Source organism: Flavobacterium piscis (assembly GCF_001686925.1).
Taxonomy (GTDB): domain Bacteria; phylum Bacteroidota; class Bacteroidia; order Flavobacteriales; family Flavobacteriaceae; genus Flavobacterium; species Flavobacterium piscis.
On record NZ_LVEN01000027.1, the window covers coordinates 709,568 to 730,367 of the forward strand.

The window sequence follows — 20,800 nt, forward strand, 5'->3', positions numbered from 1 at the left end:
CATTGTAATTTATTACTTACTGGTAAACATTTCATTAGATTCTTCTGATGTAATTTCAATAAATCTTTCGTAGTGTTTAAGAACATCACTTATGAGTTCATTTTTAGTAAAGTACTGAACGTCATATCCTGCTCTTGTATCGCCAAAATAAGTTTTGGGATAATAAGTTTCACTGTCCTGCAGTTCCGGAAGGTTTTGTTCTTCGACCAGATATTCTGATATTGTTTTCGCCTGCAGCTTAACTCCGTAAATAAAATTATGTACCACATTATGCGAAATTTCCATTTCCATACCGAAAGGATTCGTTGCTGACTTAATGGTTACATGAATTCCTCGCAATGCAAATTCAGTCTGCAATTCGGTAAATGCCTGCTGTACTTTGGTATGAATAAACTCTTCAACAGACGACTTGTCTTTAAAAGAAACAATTTGTCGCAAACGCTCTTTCCATAATTTCCCTGACCAGGGTACTGTTGAAACAGAAAAACTACGCTGGTAATATCTGTAATCTATTACCAATCCTTTCATCAAAGCGGCGGCTATAAAAAGCATGATAACAGCAAAGGGCAGGGCAGTTATAAGGGTCATCGTCTGAAGTGCTTTTAATCCTCCTGCCTTTAAAAGCAAAAGCGCAAGAGCGGCAAGCATTACACCCCAAAAAATTTTCTGCCATGTTGGCGAGACCTGGGAATTTTTGGTTGCAATACTGTCCATTACCAAAATCCCTGAATCAGCGGAGGTCATAAAAAATATAATGACTATCACAATTACAAGCGCCTTAGAGATTAGTGGGAAAGGTAAATATTCTAAAAAGCTGAACATTAATGCTTCTGGATTATTTACAAGACCGCTTAGTTCTCCTCCGGCCATATGAAAATCTGTCCAGATGGCACCATTGCCAAAAACAGACATCCAGATCAAATTAAATAGTGTTGGTAACAAAAGCACGGCTGATATAAATGATCTGATGGTACGTCCCTTTGATATGCGTGCTATAAACAAACCTACAAAAGGAGCCCATGAAATCCACCAGGCCCAATATAAAATAGTCCAGTTGTAGAACCAGGGAAGGGATTTTTCATCATACACATGAGTATTGAAAGATATCGTAAAAAAGCTGCTGATATAATTTCCCAGTCCATCTGTAAAGCTTCCAATTATATAAACAGTTGGACCGGCGAAAAGCACAAAAAGCATTAAAATTATAGCGGCCGATACATTAATATTACTTAAAATTTTAATGCCTTTACTTACTCCTGAGATGGCTGAAAAAATGGACAGTGTCACCAGTACTGCGACGATACACACCTGAGAGGTGAAATTAGAGCCCAATACAATATTTAATCCCTTAAGGCCTGAATTGATCTGGACTACTCCAAAACCAAGCGTGGTTGTGATCCCAAAGAAAGTGCTGCATAGCGCAAAGACATCGATGGCATTTCCCCATCCACCGTTAATTTTTTCCTTTAAGAGCGGATAAAGACAGCTTCTAAGAGACAAAGGCAAACGATAACGATAGGAAAAATAAGCTAAAGAAAGACCTACCAGACCATAAATGGCCCAAGCGTGAATGCCCCAGTGAAAAAAAGTATATAATTGTGCATTTTTGGCCTGATTGATATAATGATCACCGGTAAAAGCTTCATCAGCATAGTGCGACATGGGTTCTGCTACAGCAAAATACATCAGTCCAATTCCCATTCCGGCTGCAAAAAGCATGGAGATCCAGGAAAAGAAAGAATGCTCCGGTGTGCTGTCGTTATTTCCTAATTTTATATTTCCGTACTTACTGAACATAAGATAGACCAGAAATAGTACAAATATTGTTACAGACCATACGTATACCCAATTCAGGTTTACAAAAATGAAATTTTTAACATGGTTAAGAACGTTTTCGGTTGGTTCAGGAAATAGTACCGTAAAAGCGCAAATGCCAAGAATAAATAGCAGTCCGGGTATTGTAACGCCCTTATCAAAGGTGGTATTTTTTTTACTCTTTTCCATAGTAAGTAGTGTTTATTGCAAATTACGACTAAATTGCGTCAATTTATTTTTTTTTGAAATTTTCTGCGGGGTTGGCTCCAAAAGAGTTAATTAGGTGGAACAGGCTGCACTAGAAAAGTAAAGTATTATAGTATCTTTGTCTCATAAATGCATTCCTGCGGTATTTGTTTATTCAGCTAAGGTACAGAATTGGATTTTTTGGGCAGGCAGCATTTTAGATTAATTATTTTATCAAAAAATTACGGAAGGATAAGGTTTTATAAACTTTTATCTTAATTTTTAATCCAGCTTTCTATACATTTATATATCGAAAAGAAATCACTGGAAATTATCAGCATTTTTAAATACTTTTGCACAAATTATTAGCCTTATCTTTGGATGAGGAATGGAGAAAAAAACTTTTTAAAAAAATTATATATGCCATACAAGAATATACTTCTAATTGATGATGACAGCGACGACACCCTTTTTTTCGTTGAGGCTCTCAGTGCGGTAGACAAACCAATCAATTGCCGCACTATACTTAATCCTGCCAGGGCTTGGGAAGAGTTGCAGGTTTTGGAAGAACTGCCTGATATTATATTCTTAGATTATAATATGCCGCTTTTAACCGGACTGGAATTTATAAAGCGCATGCAGGGTGTAGAGCGTTTAAAGAATGTTGAGGTGATTGTACTCTCCACACCTTCTGAGCAGGTAATGGCGCCGTGGCTGGAGACTAACAATACTGTGGTGAAATACATATCCAAACCTGACAGTATAGAAGAGCTTACAGCCATACTGCAGGAATTGCTATGATGTAGTGTTGTAATAAATTTATCTGAATACCACTTGATGACGGTTTAAACCGTACTTAATTGAATCTTATTGCTTAGAAATAATTATAATTTAAGGATTATAAAATCTTAAAAATACAATGTTCAAACATCAGGGAAGCAGAAGAAATACAAGGCATAATCTTAAAATTGCCTCTCTATTATCGTTTGTAGCAGGACTGGTAAATGTAGCAGGATTTTTGGCAGTTCAAAAATTAACAACAAACGTTACAGGGCACTTTGCTTTTTTTGTAGATGAGATTTTTAAGTTTAATTTCAAACAGGGATTTATTTACTTTTTCTATATCTTCTTCTTTTTCCTTGGATCTTTTTTTTCAGGTTTACTTGTTGAGTTTCTCTTGCGAAAAAATGAAAAATACAGTTATGTAATTCCAACAGCAATAGAAAGCATAATCTTGTTGGGGATTGCTGTCTTTGGAGAGTATTTAATTATAAAGAATTCTGAAGTTATAGCCTATACCTTATTATTTGCAATGGGTTTACAGAATTCTTTGGTAACAAAAATATCTAATGCCACTGTAAGAACAACACACCTAACAGGGCTTTTTACAGATTTGGGAATCGAATTATCCCAACTGTTTTTTTATCATGAGGATTCCTTTAGAAAAAAGCTGTTTGTATCAATAAACCTACGAATGACCATTATCAGTTTTTTCTTTATAGGCGGTATTACGGGTGGTATTTTTTATTCTAATTTGGGATTGCATGTTTTATTAATAGGAGTTATGGCTTTGCTTTTAGGCCTCTTATATGACAGGATCAGGTTTAATGCTTTTTTGTTGCAAAGGAAGTACAGAAGGCATGCACCGCGCAGTACCAAAGTGGATCAAACTGAAGGTTCGAAAAGAACTTGACACAATACAGCAGTAAAATATTATTGAATCAAACGGGAGACTGATCGTAAAGGACACGGAGATCATCCTAAAAATATCGTGTTTGCTTATATTGGAACACTTAGAGGATTCTGACGCTCACATTTAATAAATCCATCCCATTTTAAATCCAGGAAAAATCACGAAACCATTTCTCTTACCAAAATTGAACTGCCGGTTGCTAAAAAATTACAAAGAGTATTTATTAGTCTTTATAATTTCGTACCTAAAGCAATACATTTCATACCTAATTGCCCATTTGATAACGAATTGCGGTGATTTTGAATTTATTTTGCCTCATAAATCTAAATTAAATAATTTATGAAAAAGCTATGGTTTAGGAGATTCCTATATGGTACAATAATACTGTTTGCCCTTTTGATCGGTGCATTTATTTGGGCAGATAATGAATTAAATAAAGTTTTAGGAAAGTCAACTAATGTCATAAATATTTCTTCAATAGTTAAGCCATCCACAATAACTATAATTAAAAATGTTAATGTGCTTGCAGAAGATTGCAGCTATTTTGTAAAAAATCAAGATGTGACAATTAAAGATGGGATGATAATTCAATTAGGAGAAAATAAAATACTCGATAGCATAGCTACTGTTATTGATGGTAAAAATAAATTCCTTATTCCAGGGCTTGTAGATAGTCATGTGCATTTAAAAGAAAGTAAAAACGATTTGTTCTTATATTTAATTAATGGTGTTACCTATGTGAGGGAAATGGCCGGAAGTCCTGTCATTTTAGAATGGAGAAAAGCAATACAAAAAACGGGTTTAGGACCCAGGATGTTTATTGCATCTCCGCCCATATTTAGCGAGAGCGGATTAATGGGGTATTATTATAGCTGGACACGGCATTCCATCAATTATTCGACTAAAAATGATGCTGAAAGAGCAATATCAAAAATAAACGAACAAGGCTATGATGCGGTTAAAATGTACGGTTTTGTGAATCCAGATATGTTTAAGGCAACAATAGAAAGTGCTAAAAAGCATAATATTCCGGTAATTGGTCACATCCCATTAGTGAATTTAGAAACTTTTTATCACTCAGGTCAAGTTGAGGTTGCTCATATTGAAGAATTAGCTATAAAAACTATTGATGACTTCGGAAAATCAATTTCTAAAAATCCAGAAGAATATCTCAAATTTTTAAAAGTTAATTCAATGCATATTGCAAAAAAAATGAAAGAGAATAACATTAGTGTTACTTCAACGGTTTGGTTATGTGAAAGTTTTCCAGGACAAAGATTTGATTTAAAATCCAAGCTTAAAGAGACAGCACTAAAATATGTTAACCCCAAAATTATTGAGGGAACAATGCTTTATAAATTGGGATGGCTGCCCGGTACAAATGGGTATGAATATGATGGGAAAGAGGACCAGAGTGCCAAAAAATTATCACAAACCTTTTGGAATACTTATGTTCAGGCAATTCATATCATGACAAGAGCATTAGTGGATAATAAAGTGGTAATTATGGCCGGAACCGATAGCAATGTAGCAACTGTTGTTCCCGGTTTTTCGCTTCATAATGAATTAGAATCTTTATCTAAAGCTGGAATAACCAATGCAAAAGTGCTCTACTCAGCAACTGTTGCGCCCAGCACTTGGATGAATAGTAATACCGGAAAAATAAAAACAGGCTATAGATCTGACTTAGTGTTATTGACAAAAAATCCGTTAGAAGATATTAAAAACACAAAGACTATTGAATATGTATTTTTTAATAAATATAACATCAATAAAAGCCAAATTGAAACTATTTTAAAAGCTATAGAAGATGCTAATAATGAAAACAGAAGTATAAAAATAAAGGAATACTTGTGATTTAGAAAAAATAATTCCTAATCGTCAAATTCCCGAATTTTCTAAGATGATTTAAAATTATGGATATAGTAAATGATTAATTGAATTTCTTAGGTTTGATAGATTAATACCACAGCAAAAAAAGCCTCCGCAGTGTAATCATTGCGGAGGCTTTCTGTTTAGTTAATACTTCGGTAAGATGACATCTTTAATCCTCGTCATCTTCATCCGCTTCTGACTCGTCTAAGGTTCTTCTGTCTGCATCGTCATGATCCAGTTCAGTTGGCTGATGGTCGGCCGATCTTTCATCGTCATAATGCTGGTTGACTGCCGGATCCGTGTGCTCCATGGTTTCCGAGTGGATGGATTCTTCCCCCATGTGATACATGCTATCGTCGTGATTGTACGTATCATAGTTTTTTTGTGGTATCATAATGTTTTAATTTAAATGGTTTGTAATTTTTGTAAAACCTTCCTTGTCTTTCTGGCTTATTAAAGACCTAGTCAAGGAAGAATAGTAAAATTAAAAATTAGCGGATGGATTAAATTACAGCATATTTCTGTTTAATTATATTATTTTCAGATTGTTATGATGTGATTGTATCGCATTGGGAGCAATGAGGTGTAAAATAGACAGAATGATTCAATGCTTGAATCGATGGTCTATTTAAGAATTGTTACCGGAACCGCTATATTTTGCACCCGAGCTCCAGCGAACTAGAGAAGCATCCCAGTTCATTAAAATTTTCGCTGAGAAGGTTTATTATTTTGGAGTGTACTATGACCTGTCTCATTCCGGGTAAGTTCATCGTTTTTAAGCTCCTCATTGCCAAGTTCTCCTATTTCGAATTCTTTGTTAACGGGATTGTCCGGATCTGGTTCAATGGTTTGAAATTTGTCACTTTCAGCCTCATCGCTTTGATCGGTATCAATTTGAGTTTCAAATCCTTCAGACGGATCATTATTTTTAAGATCCTCTTCAATGTCCTTCTCAGTTAAATCTTTGGATTCACTGTCCGATTCATTGTCAAGATTCTCTGAATCATATCGATTGCTGTTTGGATCGTTGCTTTGTGAGTCTGTGTTTGCATTTTGAAAATTCTTGCCATCCTGAGCGTAATTTTCCGGTGTATCTAAGTTCATTATCTTATTTTTTTAAAATTAAATTTTCACTGTTGTTTTTTTTAAAAGAGTGTCCTGAGCAAGTATACCCGTAACACCGTTATTGTCAGCGTTGTCCTTTTTTCAAATTTAAAAAGAATAGTAGCACTTTTTTTACAGAATAACGATCTGAATTTTATAAAATAACTATCAGATAATCAGTTGGGTGCATACAATAGTTTTGCAGTAATCCAAAGCATAAAAACTCATTGGTTTAATTATTTCTTTATAAGCCAACCGCCTTGCTCGCAGGCAGTAAATGAAGAATATAATCTTGTGAAAAGTAAAAATTATAAGAGGTAAGTATAAAGATGCGATTTATTATTCTACAGCTGCATGGATGACCAATGAAGAGATTGGAGTACTACTGGTAGGGCATGTCATTATATGGCTTAAATCAATTTGGTTTGAATGTCCTGTTGAGGATCGATCCTGTTTTTTGTTTTTAGAGAAAACCTTTCAAAATTCATATTGCTAACTGATATTTATTTTTGCTTGATTATATGTGATACAATGTAAATAATTCAAATTGTATGTCTTTGCCCCTCAAATTATTTTTTCCTACTGATTCTACGTTGTAGTAAGGACTAAGGTCAAGTTTCTCAGCAAGGGAGTCAGATACTAAAATATCTACATCATAATTGTTGCATAACCCTTCAATTCGTGCTGTTGTATTAAGTACATCACCGGTAAATATGATTTCTTTTTTTAAGACACCTATTTCTCCAGTGGTAACTTTTCCACAATGCATTCCTGCTTTAAACTGTGGTGATAATCCATATTTTTCTTTATAAGAAGTTGATTTGTCCATTAAGGATTTTTTCATAGCAAAAAAGCATCTTATACAAGTATTGTTTTTTACTCCTTTTTCTAATCTCCACGATATAATCATTTCATCTCCAGCATACTGATATATTTCACCTGAATAGTCAATTACCGGACCGCTTAAATCTGAAAAATACTGTTGAAGCATCTCAAAATATACGACATGTCCTAACTTTTCTGCAATCGTCGTAGATGATTTCATATCCAGAAACATAAATATTCTGTCTTCTTCGACAGGTTTATTGTATTTTCCGAGGAAAAAATTACTGAGAAGACCTGTTCCCATACTTTCACTCACCTCAGTGTAGAACTGTGTCATTAGAATAATGCTGGCAATATAGGTTAGGATTCCGAGAAAGGAATAGTCCGTAAAGAAGTCTAACATTAAAAGCCAAAAGCCCTCACTGGAAATTGCACTGGGAATTTCATTAGCGGTTGTCAGGAATATGATTATCAAAAGGAAGATAATGATGAGCAGGTAAATCGAAGATTTGTATAAAATTTTTTTAGTGAAGCTAATTTGAATAAACCATTTATTAAAGTAAAGGATTTCGAGTATACCTATTATTGTTCCAAATATAGTAGCCAACAGTGGAATCGCTATAATATTTCTACTAAAAACATATTGATTACCCGATGAAGGGTAAATGTTTAGGTCGCCTAATAGTCCTCGCTCAAGGATAGTATAAATCAAACTAAATACAAGCCATATTAAACCAAATGGTAAAATACGATTAATGTTTCTTTTGTATTTTGGTGTTATCATCATCTAAGTTGGCAAATCCCAAAGATATTCATTTTTGGTGTGCTTATGTGGTCTTAAAATTGAAAACGCCAAATAGTTACAGCTTTTTTTACTTTGTATTTTTAACTTTTAGGACATAAGTTGTTACTTCAGTGTAACTGATTTTGGACTTCTTATTCGAATAATATTTTTTTGTGATATTTAATTCAAAAACTGCTAAAAACGTTGTAATTATTAAAGTCAAAATTATCACTGTTTTTATTTCTTTGTATTCCATTTTTAAGAAGTTTTAATTTATTCAATAGGAATACAAAAATCTACGATACTCATTTTTTCCGGATGCTTATTGAAATCATTATAATAAATTTCATAAGGATTTCGATCAGCTTTTTTATATCCGTTTTCGCCCATCCAAATAAAAAGACCGCTCCATGATTTTTCAAATTCGTTTATTTGAATTTCAAAATGTCCGACAATAAATCTGCCTTTTTCTATTTTAGTTAATCCAACTTCTCCATCAACTTCCACTTTTTCTTTCAACGAAATGCAGGCACTCATTCTAACTTTTTCAGGTTCACTTATTTTAAAACTATCGTGATAAATGGCAACTATTTTTTACGTTTAAATTTTCTAGAAGCCTCCTTGAAGTTGCCCACTTAATTAATTTTGAATAAGAATTCTGCATTCCGTTGTGCCCAATTTGTGTAATATAGGCAAGATCTAATTCTGGGAGTTCTTTAATTTCAATTTTTGCTTTCATCTTAATCCAGTTTTTGAGATTATTAATGGTGCAAATATATTGGTGAGATAATCCATTTTCTTGTCCATTCTTGCTATTGGCTTTACCAATCTTGCTAAATTTATTCGAATTAACCATTCTGAATTTTTTAGGGCTGATTCCGTAAAATTTCTTAAATGTTCTGGTAAAGGAGGAGTTGCTGCTGAACCCGTATTGTAATGAAAGTTCTGAAATAGTTATTTCTCTTTTGTGGAGAAGTATTGAGGATGTTTTTTCAATTCTTTTGCGAGTAATGTATTCATTTATAGTTTCATTTGTAATTGCTTTAAAAATTCTATGAAAATGAAATGGCGAGTAATTTCCAATTTTAGCTATATATTCCAAATTCAGTTCCTGATCTAAATTTTGCTCAATTAATAATTAATACATTATTAATTCATTTTATATAATCTTCTTTCATATTTAGGTTTTCGTCGTTCTAAATTAATCTTTGAAATATTAATCAATAGCTGAATCAAAATTATTAATTTAAAAACATTTAAATGCTCTTCTGGCTAGTATGGACAATTTTTTTTAAAGATTCTTTATTTGATGATAGAATGTAAATTGGAATTAAGCAAAGCGTTTTGGGTAAAAAATAATATTAGAGGTTTTTAATATATTTGAATTTCTTAACTTTGAAAATGAAAGAGAAGATAATAAGAGAAGTTTCGAGTTTTAATAACGAACTGAAACTGCAGGGATTTAAAGCATTCCAGATAGAAGATGATGGTGCAGAAACCAGAACGTACAGCAGAAAGGAGTTCTATAAAATCTGCCTGACAACAGGTAAAAGCAAGATTCATTATTCTGATAGGACCTATGAGCAGGAGGGTACGATTCTTTTTTTTGGAAATCCTCATATTCCATATTCATGGGAAACTATTTCAACAACTTATACGGGTTATACTATTTTATTTTCAGAAGAGTTTTTTAAAAACGCCGAACGTTCTGAAAGTCTGCAGCAATCGTCTTTTTTTAAAATTGGCGGAACACCTGTTTTGAAAATCACAGAACAGCAAAGAGGTTTTCTTAATACTATTTTTCATAAAATGATTACCGAACAGGAAAGTGATTATGCTTTTAAAGATGAGCTGATTCGCAATTATATCAGTCTCATTATACATGAATCGCTAAAGATGGAACCTTCTGAGCATTTCGAACAAAATAAGAATGCCTCTACCAGATTGTCATCTGTATTTTTGGAATTATTGGAAAGACAATTTCCAATTGAAACTACTTCTAATCCACTTCAATTAAGAACAGCCCAACATTATGCCCAACATCTGAATGTGCATGTCAATTACCTGAATCGAGCTGTAAAAGAAGTTACAGGAAAATCGACCACGACTCATATTACAGAGCGAATCATCACAGAAGCCAAAGCACTCTTACTTCATACTGATTGGAGTGTATCTGAAATTGGTTACGCACTTGGGTTTGATTATCCAACCTACTTCAATAATTTCTTCAAAAAAAATACGGGTACCAATCCGTCCGCATTTCGTCAGGCAGAAGTTTGAATTTCTTAATCTTTGGTTTGAAAATCGTTACTACCTTGCTTAAAGGCAGTCTTACCTTTGTATCTGGTTATTTAATTCAAATATTATGTCAGATTCAAACTCTATTTTCGATGCCGCACCATTTCAAAAAGATATTTTTGAGAGACTTTTAATCGGTGAAACCATACTTCCTAATGATTCGCAAATAGGCAGATTGAGAGCCGAAGCATTCGCTGTGAAAGCATTACTTAATCAGATGAATAATGCTGTAAATCCTGAAGAAATCACGCAGATACTAAGCAGAATCTTAGATAAAGAACTTCAGGATGTTACTGTATTTACACCTCTTCATATCAATTGCGGAAAACATATTACAATTGGTAAAAACGTATTTATCAATTTTGACTGCACCTTTTTGGCATTGGGTGGAATTACCATTGAAGACGATGTTTTAATAGGCCCTAAAGTCAGCCTCATTACCGAAAATCATCCGCTAAATCCTGAGGAAAGAAAAGGACTAACAGGTAAACCAATTCTCATCAAAAAAAATGCATGGATTGGTGCCAATGCTACGATTTTACCCGGCGTAACAATTGGAGAAAATGCAGTTGTCGCAGCAGGAGCAGTAGTCTCTAAAGATGTTCCAGATAATACTATTGTTGGCGGAATTCCGGCAAAATTCATTAAAAATGTTTAACCTTAAAAGAGATAATTATGAAACTGAAATCTTTAGTGACAGTTATCGCTATGCTTTTTGCTTTTTCTTTTTGTAGTGCAAGTTGCAGCAATGATAACGAAAGAGCACCAAGAGAAAATAATGAGAATGGAAATAACGATACTATTTCAACAATTAAGATGAAAATTACAATTGGTACAACAGTTTTTACGGCAACATTGTATAACAATCCAAGTGCAGCAGAATTGAAAGCAATGCTCCCGCTGACCCTAAATATGACCGAATTTAATGGTAATGAAAAGTACTATGATTTCCCTGGTTCGTTTTCAGTAAATGCTTCAGTTGGAGGAGATATCAAAGCGGGCGATTTAATGCTTTACGGGGACAATGTGCTGGTGCTTTTTTATAAAAATTTCAACACTTCCTATCGGTATACAAAGCTTGGGTATATCGACAATCCAACGGGTCTTGCTACTGCACTGGGTGCCGGAAATGTAGCTGTGAAACTTGAAAACAATTAAAATTAAATTATTAGGAAAAATATAAGTTTAAAAATAATTCAAAAGAAAATGAAAAAAATATTAGCAATCGCAATATTATTCCTGATAACAGGGCTTGTATCTGCACAAAAAGTACAATCAAATTTAGAAAAAATGAATACATCAAAAGAACATTATACATTTCAACTTAGTGACAAAGTGATACGCCAAAAAGTGAGCTTCAAAAATCGTTACGGCATTACTTTAAGTGGTGATTTATATCTTCCGAAAAATACAGGAAACGAAAAATTGTCTGCATTAGCCATCAGCGGACCGTTTGGAGCGGTGAAACAACAATCGTCTGGATTATATGCCAACCAAATGGCAGAACGCGGTTTTGTAGCTTTGGCTTTTGACCCATCTTATACAGGTGAAAGTGGGGGCGAACCACGAAATCTGGCCTCTCCCGAAATCAATACAGAAGATTTCAGCGCTGCGGTTGATTTTTTAGGATTACAAGAAAAGGTAGACAGAAATAAAATTGGTATCATCGGGATTTGTGGTTTTGGCGGTTTTGCTTTAAATGCTACTGCTATTGATAAACGAGTAAAAGCCGTTGCTGCGACAAGTTTGTATGATATGACCAGGGTAATGTCGAAAGGATATAATGATTCAGTAACTCTGGAACAAAGAACCAAATCATTGGAGAATTTAGGTCAGCAACGTTGGAAAGATGCCGAAAACGGAAAACCGGCAGATGGTCCAAGAAATTTGCCGGAAAAATTGAAAGGCGATGAACCACAATTTGTAAAAGAATATTTTGATTATTACAGAACGCCCCGTGGTTTTCAAGTCAATTCTGTGAATTCAAATGGAGCTTGGCTGATAACCAATCCGATCTCTTTTATGAATATGCCAATATTAGCTTATGTAAAAGAAATTTCGCCACGACCAATGCTTTTGATCGCGGGAGAAAAGGCGCACTCAAGATATTTTAGTGAAGATATTTTTAAAGTGGCAAATGAACCAAAAGAATTAATAATTATCCCAAATGCAGTTCACGTTGATTTGTATGACAAAGTAGAGGTAATTCCTTTTGATAAATTAGATGATTTTTTTAAAGAACATTTGAAATAAAAACCAGATCAAAAAAACCGTTGATGAATATCAACGGTTTCTATATTTAAAACTAATTCAGAGCATCATTTACAGTTTGGCTATCGACAAACTGTTCGAAACTGATAATTTTACTATCTTTCAGTTTCCAAATGTGAGCCACTTTGGCGGTGAATGATTTACCTGTAATTTTATAAGTTCCCGTGTAAGTTCCGTAAGCGACTACTTTATCATCGCTGGCAACATAATCTTCAGGAGTAAATTTGTAATCAATCCATTCGCTTCCTAATCGGTGAAAGACATTTTTGGTTACATTTTCTAAGCCAATGTAAGTTCCTGCATACGGAAAACCTTTAGCTTCTGTCCACGAAATATCTTCGACAACATATTTAGCCAAATTTCGACCATTTTCTTCCGAAGTTTTTCCTTCGTAAGTGCTTTTAACTATTTCAAGATTTGTCATTGTCTTTTTGTTTAAAGAACAGCCTGACAATACAAAGAGTGCCGTCAGGCTGTAAATGATTGATTTTACCATTTCATTTCTCCAGTATTCACTTTTGCACCAATCATTAAGGCAGTTTCAAAAGTAAGTGTTGGATATTTTGTTTTCAAAGCGGTAATTAAAGCTTCTGATGTTTTATTGGTTTTCAAAGCCTCTTCGTAGAATTGAATGTAACTTTTGGTGTGATTTACAGCAGCGATATCAAATGGAGAATTGGAATTGGCATGAGCCGGAATTACAATTTCAGGTTTTAAAGCCGAGATTTTATCTAATACGGCAATCCAGTTTTTGCGGGCTTCAGCAGTTTGAGCATCCGCCATCCAAAGATGAAAACTAGTTCCAAAAACATTAATTCCGCCCAGAACTGCTTTGATAGAAGGAATCCATACAAAAGTTTTATTCGGAAATTCTTCCAAACCAACGATTTCTAATTTCTGACCTTCCAGTTCAATGCTATTTCCTTTTAAAACTTGCGGCAAAACAACATTTGACGTAATAGCTTTACCTAATCGTTCGCCCCAAACGTCTAGTTTTTTTTGCGCCGAAGCCTTAATTGCTTCTACAGAAGCAGGTGATGCATAAGCAACTACATCCGGGAAATATTTTTTAAATATTTCCAATCCAAAATAGTAATCAGGATCTGCATGAGAAACAAAGATGGTGGTTAATTTTTTGCCACTTGTTTTAATCTCCTGCGCTACTTTTTCGGCATCCGCCAAAGTAAATTGAGCGTCAATCAAAATTGCATCTGTCTTTCCGGAAACGATTACCGATGCTACGCCAAAACTGTTTTCTGATGCGTTGTAAACCTGAAGTTTTAAATCTTTAGTTTCAATTGTTTTAAAACCTTGTGCTTGTGATTCCATATTAAATAAAATTAAAATTGTTATAAATACTCTCGAGATAGTTTGTTTCATTGCTTATGCTGGTTTAAATTAACACTGCAAAGATGGAACGTAATGCGATCTCAAAACATTAAACTAGTTTAATAAATAAAAGGAAAAACTTATTTTTTGACAGCTATTTTCTTTCGAATATTACTCAAAAAAACATTGGTAATTCCCAGATAGGCAGCTATCTGTATGTTAGAAAGCCGTTGTATTAGCTGTGGGTATTTTTCTATAAATTCTATATAGCGGGATTCTGCTGTTTTACTAAGGTTATCTATCATTCTTCGTTGAAGGGCAACGTGCGTTTTTTGTGTCATTACCCGAAATAGCTTTTCAATTTTAGGCAAATTAGTATAAGCAAACTCCTTATCTTTTTTAGAAATCACAAGCACTTCGCTGTCTTCGAGTGCTTCTATGAAAAGTTGTGAAGGGGTTTCAGTAGTAAAACTATCAATATCAGTAATCCACCAATTTTCAATAGCAAAATAGAGTATTTGTTCAAAACCATTTTTATCAATATGATAAACCCGAAAAAGTCCTTTGGTAACAAAACCTTCAAATTTGCAAATCTCGCCTTCTCTGAGTAAGAAGTTTTTTTTAGGAATTAACTTTTGCTCAAATAAATTGCAAAAATCTTCTATTTCATTTTCTGAAAGAGAAATATGTTGAGCAATATTTTGTTTTAAAAGTGCTTTCATATAAAAGGCTAAAAAATGCTTGAGAAGCATTTTTTAGCCTTGCTAAGGTACATAAATATTTAAATAAAAGGATTCGAACCTTAAAATTGAAACCTGTGTATTTCCTGTATATATAATTTTTCCAGACCTTTATCTGTTGTATTATCCACCTATTATAACATTAAATGCTCCAATGATAATTGTTCCCCCATGAGCGGTTTTATCTCCTATTCTCGCAGCAGGTATACCGCATATCATAACCGTTGCCGATCCTGTAATGATAGAATCTGGAGGTTCTACACAAACCAGCATATCTCCAACTCTGGCGGCGGGCAGTCCTGCTATTAAAACTGTAGAAGCACCTGGGCCTACTATAGGCCCGCCTACATGGGGAATTGGCGGCAGCCCGGGAGTAATGTTAATAGGGATTATAGGTATAAAAATGGATTTTCCGTTACAGTCTTTGTTTTTTGATAACGAGTTTCTTATTTCGAGTGGTACAATTCTGTTCCGAGATTTACTTCGAATCTAAACTTTAAATTAAAATTCGCTTATTGGAGTAATTATTTAATTAACTAGAAGTTGCCATTTGCTGTTGAAATGTCAAAACAATAAATTCAGCAGGATGAACAAGAGCGACTTTTATTGTTACATTCATATAACCCTTTAAAAGATCATCTGGAGTCATTGTCGAGCCCAAACCGCATGCTACAGAAAAAGCGTCAGAAGCACTGGCTCCCTGCAAACCTCCTTGTTTCCAGATTGAAGTAAGAAAACTACTTATCATAGCAATTACAGCTTGCCAGGTGTTTTTATCATTAGGCTGAAATGCGTACGCCTGAGCAGCGAGTTTACAAGATTGTTCTAAGAATATTACCGTTCTTCTCACTGGAATATACCTCCAATCAAGGCTGTTTCCGTCTAGTGTTCTTGCTCCCCAGATTAGAATCCCCAATCCGTTAAATGTTCTAATGGCATTGATAGATTTACCAGACACGGGATCGATGTTTAAATTGGCTTGCTGACTTTCTGAAAGGGAAATAGGCAATGATACTACACCAACAATTGAAGTATTTGCAGGTGCTTGCCATGGCCCAATAGAATTATCTACTGTTGTAATAACTCCTGCAATACCTCCGCTTGGAGGAAGAATATTAGCAGCAGTGACGATGTGTTTAATCATCAAGGAATAAGTCTGGCTTGCATTAAGAAGCGCATTGTGATTTTGCGCCACAGTCAAAGTGCTTGCCGGATTTTGAATATTGGCAATAATTGAGGCAACGGCAGAATTAGGTGAGCTTGGAGGATTAAGAATAGCTTCAAGCTGTTTTAAATCTCCACCAAATAAAGTAGTGTAATCAATATCAGAATTTTGCATTATCGTCGTTCCTGTAAAAGGATAATATGCCGTTCCGTAGCTTAATCCAACAGAACCCGTGTACATTCTGAAGTTTGTAATGTCTTGAGTATATAAAACAGGATCTGGGGCGTCACCGCCAATAATGTCGAACAGGCACATTGCCGTTTTCATTTGTGCAGCCTGAAGAAGCATTGACTGCATTAATGTTCCATTGTCTTCTAAGCTTAATAAAGTGGCTTCGGGACAAATGTACATTGTTGGTTCCTGTTCATTTATCAATAAAGAAAGGCCTTTAGTCAAATCATTCAGCTGCACATTTAGGTTTACAAGCGGAACTCCAAGAGCCGCTGGTTTTTTTGATGGAGGTCCGTAACTGCCTACAGAAACTATATAAGCATCTCCACCGCCATTTTCGTAAAAAAGCCTTACGCTGTTATATAAATAGTAAACCGTGTCAGGATCTGGAACTATTGAATAATAGGTTCCTGCAATGAGCATGTAGTCTCCCTTTAGTGGCTGGCTTTTTTCAGCCGCCAAATAGTATTCAGGCTTGTACTGTTTAGAAATATTTGCAGGTGCAGGGGGATCTGGCAAACAGAAAAAAGCCTGAAAATCACCAAATGAAGTGATTTTTACTGGCACATTTGTATACGATTTTCCTTCGTAAGCAGCCTGAGGTGTGTACCCTATAAATGCTGGTACTGCGGTAGGAATTCCAACAACAGAATTGGGAAAAGCATTTAATTCTTGAATGTAAACACCAGGAGTTTGAATGGTAGATAAATTCATTGATTTTTGTTTTAGCAGTTTTTTATTATAATACTAAAGTACTTTGAATAAATGTTTTGGGAGTACGTATTTTTACCTGTTTTTAGTGAAACAGCTTGTTTTCAGGTATTGACAAAAAACTTATTTCCTGATTAAGGAAAATAACACGATTTCTGCGCTAGATTTACTATTGGCAAATATAATTAGATTTTATATCAGCAGTTTTTTTATTATTTTGGACTGCAGCAGGAATATAATAATATCAAGTTGCTGGTTCCAAAATCTTTATTATACGGAATACCGTAAAAAACTTACAAATAATTGAGTTATATTGCAGCTGGTATTTATATAATTTGTAAATAATGTTGGCAGGAATTTTTATTGAATACAGTAGGAATCAAACACTAAGAAAAATTGGCATTAATTAAAAAAAATAAGCTCAGCTCCATTTAAATGAAGATAATACAAAGTTTTTGGACCGGTAATTCGACTGATATCAAAAGTAATTACGGCTGGTTTTCTTATAAATACAATTGGCTGAGCTGGATTTTGAGCTCTCATCAATTAGTGAAATTTCATAAAGAAGTAGAATTGTACACAGATCGTTTTGGATATGAGATCTTAATTACAAAACTCCAGCTGCCCTACACAAGAGTTCATGTCGTTTTAGATGATTTAAATCATTATCCCAACGATCTCTGGGGTGTTTCTAAAATTAAAGTGTACCAGATGCAGACCGAACCGTTTCTGCACGTTGACGGTGATGTTTTTGTTTGGGAATCTCTGGATGTAAAATTTCGTTGTGCCGCTTTACTGACGCAGAATTTGGAAATTACTGGCGATAATTACACTAAAATGTGGAATGAAATTTCGCCAGAGCTTCTGTACATGCCCGATGAAATGGAGCGCTATCATAAACGTTCCGACAATTTTGGATGCAATATGGGAGTTACAGGAGGAAATGATATTGATTTTTTTAAAGAATACGCTGCAATCAGCATTGATTTTTTAGATAAAAATAAAAAAGCCTGGCCCAAAATCAACTGCCTTAATTTTAATTTATTTTTTGAACAGGTATTGTTTTACCAGTTTGCTCAGAATAGGGATGTAAAGATTGATTTTTTGTTCGATGAAGTATACAATGACGGCTACTATTCCGGTTTTGCTGAATTTCAGGATGTTCCCGATAAAAAGTATTTACATTTACTGGGAGCCTATAAAAAAAATCCCGCAATATGTAAAGCTATGGAAGTTTATGTAATGAAAAATTATCCAGAGTGTTATTCAAAATGGGCTGTAATGATCAATGAGGCGGAAGGGGAGCAGAATGAAATTGAATTTCTGACCCCGGAAAAGTCTGCAGAATTTATTTCGTTGTTTGATGATGAGCTTAAAAGAAGAAAGTTTTCTGCCGAGCATTATCTGCTAAAAAGGGATTTGTATACGGAAGGTCTGCCGGGCAGTTTTAAAAGTCTGCTTAGGAAAAAAGAAGATTTTAATATCGTGCTGTTAGACGGCTTGGAACAGAAGGTGTCTGAACTAAATGATGAAGAAGTGTTGTTTCTGGAAATAAAGGAGCATAATGCTGTGCCTGGGAAATACGAGCTGGACGATTTAGATCAAATTGCATTAGCTAGAATAGAACAGGGAATCCTGTATTCTGAGTTTATTACTGAAATGATGGTTCATTTTGATTGCGAAACGCAGGAGCAGCAAGACAGTGTTCTAGCACTTTTAAACGGACTTCTGACCAATTATATTGTATTAAAAATAATAGCGATTTACAGATAACATAAATCTAAAACGATATTTATAAGATCATGTTATCGGTTTATGTTTTTATGGATGATTTTAACACCTGTCTTGATGCAAAATCATGAATTGTGTTAAAATTTAAAAATAAATAGGTTTTAAGTAAGTAATTATCGTAAAAATAATTCATATTTGTAGGTATAATTTTGGTTTTGTGAACACACAACTTAATTATGATATTTCAGAGTTAATACAAAGATATGTAAGCAGAAAAAACTGCAATAACACAGACAGAAATTCCAGGTGTCTTTAAATGATTGGAATAGTAATCACTTTAAACTATAAGTTATGTTTGACAAAAAAACAAAAGACAAAGAAGTTAAAAAATTTCTACCGAGTGATGTGCAAAAGCTGACTGAAAAACAGCTAAAACAGACTATGGGAGGTTATCAGTACCCTCATCTGTGTTATGATGAAATTAGAAACAGATATTATAAGTGCTAATAGAGCCTTGAATAGAACAGCAGGATAACTGCAACTCATTTTTAGTGCTGTTCTAAAGGGATTTATCAGCCCGGACAATATGTCAAATGGGGCTGAAAGACACTTTATAATTCAAAATTAAACTGCTGGTATTTATGCCTGCAGTTTTTTTTTATCCAATTGTATCTTTATTGGTAAAGTTGAGAGCGTTGTTACTTTTTATGATGATTGGCAATGGAGAGGCTGGTTGGAGTAGAATCTTATTTGAATTAGAGTATTACTTATCTTCATTACATTGGTAATAATTTTAATGTACCTGGGCTTTTGAAGAGCTGTTTGGCTTTTTATTTTTCCATCACTGCTTAAAATGCCATTTGTACAATGTACAAAGCCTGCTGTAATTATATACTGCAGGCTTCCTATTTTACTATTTAGGTTTAAATTAGCTTGACTTTTTTAAAGTATACAGTCCGCCTGCTAAAAGAGCTGCTGCTACTCCAAGATAAAGAAAACCCTGCATTTGTCCCGATTCGTTCGAAGCATCAATTTTAAGGCCTAAAAAGTTAATTTCTTTGGTGCTGTCTGATACCCTGTTTAATCCCACATAGCCTGCGGCCAGGCTGATCACTATAAGTACAATACCCACTATTTTTGCTGTATTCATCATATTTCAATTTAATGTTTCTTAAATGTAAGAAAAATAATTTTGGTATGGAAATTAAGAAGTTAAATATTGCTGTATTTCAGAATGATTATCACCATGATATAAAGTTTCGAACCTAAACTTTTTAGACCTCTATTTTGCTTGCGTTCTATTTTTTTTTAACTATGTGCCACGATTCTGCCCAAATTAGATTATTTGCGGTATCATTGCATGATTCTTGGCGTGACTTTTTTCACTTTAAGCAGTTTTTAAGGATGATAAGATTAACCTTGCAGTGACCTCCAAAGCACTGTATTATTCACTGGAAAAATACATGAATTCAGATCAATTTGATCCGAAAAATACTTTGAGTTTTGAGTTGATACAGGATGTATTTACAACGCCATCAAAAGAAACATTTGATACCTATACAAAAGACAGTCCAGACGAACTTAAGCCAAATTCAAATCAAAATAAAGTGAAATAGATTTATCATTATTTTTTTGTTCGCTTTGTTCTATTAGTAAGCTTCTTTAAGCTAATAGTAATTTTTTTAGTTATGTAGTAAGGTTTTTATTTTTAAAATTATTAATTACAACTAGAAGTTATATTCTACAATTTAAAATAGAGTAAAAACTGGGAGTTACAAAGTATTTTTGTTAAAACGAATATTGTTTCATATTTAAACAGCATCCCTTTTTAGGGCTTTTAGAGCTCTTCCTTTGTCATTAAAGCTGTTGTCTTTCCTTTAAAAAACGGTGTCTTTTTGTAGTTTTCTACAAACAATTCTTACGGCTGGTTTGTAATAATGAGTTTAATTCTACAGGTAGAAATATGGACAGATGTAAATCTGAGGGATCATGTTCTTATATTTAAAGATCGTTTATTTTTTAAAATTAATATACTAATAAAA

Annotated in this window: 21 protein-coding genes and 1 pseudogene; 9 read left to right on the forward strand and 13 right to left on the reverse strand. The window is 34.1% G+C overall.

Annotated elements, in window-relative coordinates:
- Positions 1 to 12: 12 nt before the first annotated feature.
- Positions 13 to 2,004 (reverse strand): BCCT family transporter, encoded by a 1,992-nt coding sequence (locus tag FLP_RS13430; RefSeq protein WP_065449993.1) that lies wholly within the window; start codon positions 2,002 to 2,004, stop codon positions 13 to 15.
- A gap of 417 nt (positions 2,005 to 2,421) precedes the next feature.
- Between FLP_RS13430 and FLP_RS13435 the strand changes: the two genes are divergently transcribed.
- The 3 genes from FLP_RS13435 to FLP_RS13445 all read left to right on the forward strand — a co-directional run bounded on the left by FLP_RS13435 (position 2,422) and on the right by FLP_RS13445 (position 5,551).
- On the forward strand, positions 2,422 to 2,802 hold the full coding sequence (locus FLP_RS13435) for a response regulator (RefSeq protein WP_165606677.1): 381 nt from the start codon (positions 2,422 to 2,424) through the stop codon (positions 2,800 to 2,802).
- A 118-nt stretch (positions 2,803 to 2,920) separates the two neighbouring features.
- On the forward strand, positions 2,921 to 3,694 hold the full coding sequence (locus FLP_RS13440; protein WP_065449995.1) for a YoaK family protein: 774 nt from the start codon (positions 2,921 to 2,923) through the stop codon (positions 3,692 to 3,694).
- A gap of 339 nt (positions 3,695 to 4,033) precedes the next feature.
- Positions 4,034 to 5,551, forward strand: coding sequence for an amidohydrolase family protein (locus FLP_RS13445; protein WP_083195871.1), 1,518 nt, complete (start codon positions 4,034 to 4,036; stop codon positions 5,549 to 5,551).
- Between the two features lie 187 nt (positions 5,552 to 5,738).
- Here the strand turns inward: FLP_RS13445 and FLP_RS13450 are convergent, their stop codons facing one another.
- From FLP_RS13450 to FLP_RS25920, 6 genes and pseudogenes are all read right to left on the reverse strand, one after another.
- Complete coding sequence (locus FLP_RS13450; RefSeq protein WP_065449997.1) at positions 5,739 to 5,963, reverse strand: hypothetical protein; 225 nt, start codon at positions 5,961 to 5,963, stop codon at positions 5,739 to 5,741.
- 305 nt (positions 5,964 to 6,268) lie between these two features.
- Entirely contained in the window at positions 6,269 to 6,673 is a 405-nt protein-coding gene (locus FLP_RS13455) for a hypothetical protein (RefSeq protein ID WP_065449998.1), read from the reverse strand.
- Positions 6,674 to 7,190: 517 nt separating this feature from the next.
- A complete protein-coding gene (locus tag FLP_RS13460; RefSeq protein WP_207797839.1) occupies positions 7,191 to 8,285 on the reverse strand; it encodes an adenylate/guanylate cyclase domain-containing protein in 1,095 nt (364 codons plus the stop codon).
- 270 nt (positions 8,286 to 8,555) lie between these two features.
- Complete coding sequence (locus tag FLP_RS25635) at positions 8,556 to 8,819, reverse strand: AraC family transcriptional regulator (protein ID WP_065450000.1); 264 nt, start codon at positions 8,817 to 8,819, stop codon at positions 8,556 to 8,558.
- Between the two features lie 31 nt (positions 8,820 to 8,850).
- Positions 8,851 to 9,138 (reverse strand): GyrI-like domain-containing protein, encoded by a 288-nt coding sequence (locus FLP_RS25770; RefSeq protein WP_243397598.1) that lies wholly within the window; start codon positions 9,136 to 9,138, stop codon positions 8,851 to 8,853.
- A 54-nt stretch (positions 9,139 to 9,192) separates the two neighbouring features.
- Positions 9,193 to 9,384 (reverse strand): annotated as a pseudogene (locus FLP_RS25920) (helix-turn-helix domain-containing protein); the annotation flags it as partial.
- A gap of 299 nt (positions 9,385 to 9,683) precedes the next feature.
- On the opposite strand from FLP_RS25920, the gene FLP_RS13475 reads away from it, so the two are divergent.
- The 4 genes from FLP_RS13475 to FLP_RS13490 all read left to right on the forward strand — a co-directional run bounded on the left by FLP_RS13475 (position 9,684) and on the right by FLP_RS13490 (position 12,833).
- Positions 9,684 to 10,562 (forward strand): helix-turn-helix domain-containing protein, encoded by an 879-nt coding sequence (locus FLP_RS13475; RefSeq protein ID WP_065450002.1) that lies wholly within the window; start codon positions 9,684 to 9,686, stop codon positions 10,560 to 10,562.
- Positions 10,563 to 10,647: 85 nt separating this feature from the next.
- On the forward strand, positions 10,648 to 11,238 hold the full coding sequence (locus tag FLP_RS13480) for a DapH/DapD/GlmU-related protein (RefSeq protein WP_065450003.1): 591 nt from the start codon (positions 10,648 to 10,650) through the stop codon (positions 11,236 to 11,238).
- A 17-nt stretch (positions 11,239 to 11,255) separates the two neighbouring features.
- A complete protein-coding gene (locus FLP_RS13485; protein WP_065450004.1) occupies positions 11,256 to 11,738 on the forward strand; it encodes a cyclophilin-like fold protein in 483 nt (160 codons plus the stop codon).
- A gap of 48 nt (positions 11,739 to 11,786) precedes the next feature.
- Complete coding sequence (locus tag FLP_RS13490; RefSeq protein ID WP_065450005.1) at positions 11,787 to 12,833, forward strand: alpha/beta hydrolase; 1,047 nt, start codon at positions 11,787 to 11,789, stop codon at positions 12,831 to 12,833.
- Between the two features lie 52 nt (positions 12,834 to 12,885).
- Here the strand turns inward: FLP_RS13490 and FLP_RS13495 are convergent, their stop codons facing one another.
- The 5 genes from FLP_RS13495 to FLP_RS13515 form a co-directional block, all read right to left on the reverse strand.
- On the reverse strand, positions 12,886 to 13,275 hold the full coding sequence (locus FLP_RS13495) for a nuclear transport factor 2 family protein (protein ID WP_065450006.1): 390 nt from the start codon (positions 13,273 to 13,275) through the stop codon (positions 12,886 to 12,888).
- Between the two features lie 65 nt (positions 13,276 to 13,340).
- Positions 13,341 to 14,231, reverse strand: coding sequence for an MBL fold metallo-hydrolase (locus FLP_RS13500; RefSeq protein ID WP_065450007.1), 891 nt, complete (start codon positions 14,229 to 14,231; stop codon positions 13,341 to 13,343).
- An 89-nt stretch (positions 14,232 to 14,320) separates the two neighbouring features.
- A complete protein-coding gene (locus FLP_RS13505) occupies positions 14,321 to 14,902 on the reverse strand; it encodes a Crp/Fnr family transcriptional regulator (RefSeq protein ID WP_065450299.1) in 582 nt (193 codons plus the stop codon).
- A gap of 141 nt (positions 14,903 to 15,043) precedes the next feature.
- Positions 15,044 to 15,325, reverse strand: coding sequence for a PAAR domain-containing protein (locus FLP_RS25150; RefSeq protein WP_083195872.1), 282 nt, complete (start codon positions 15,323 to 15,325; stop codon positions 15,044 to 15,046).
- A gap of 127 nt (positions 15,326 to 15,452) precedes the next feature.
- Complete coding sequence (locus tag FLP_RS13515) at positions 15,453 to 17,030, reverse strand: phage tail sheath family protein (protein WP_065450009.1); 1,578 nt, start codon at positions 17,028 to 17,030, stop codon at positions 15,453 to 15,455.
- A gap of 432 nt (positions 17,031 to 17,462) precedes the next feature.
- On the opposite strand from FLP_RS13515, the gene FLP_RS13520 reads away from it, so the two are divergent.
- Positions 17,463 to 18,800, forward strand: coding sequence for a DUF6734 family protein (locus tag FLP_RS13520; protein WP_065450010.1), 1,338 nt, complete (start codon positions 17,463 to 17,465; stop codon positions 18,798 to 18,800).
- An 886-nt stretch (positions 18,801 to 19,686) separates the two neighbouring features.
- Here FLP_RS13520 and FLP_RS13525 read toward each other — a convergent pair.
- A complete protein-coding gene (locus tag FLP_RS13525) occupies positions 19,687 to 19,908 on the reverse strand; it encodes a hypothetical protein (protein ID WP_065450011.1) in 222 nt (73 codons plus the stop codon).
- Positions 19,909 to 20,221: 313 nt separating this feature from the next.
- Here FLP_RS13525 and FLP_RS25510 point away from each other — a divergent pair, with 313 nt between their 5' ends.
- Positions 20,222 to 20,374, forward strand: a complete 153-nt coding sequence (locus FLP_RS25510) for a hypothetical protein (protein WP_165606678.1) — start codon at positions 20,222 to 20,224, stop codon at positions 20,372 to 20,374.
- Positions 20,375 to 20,800 lie beyond the last annotated feature (426 nt).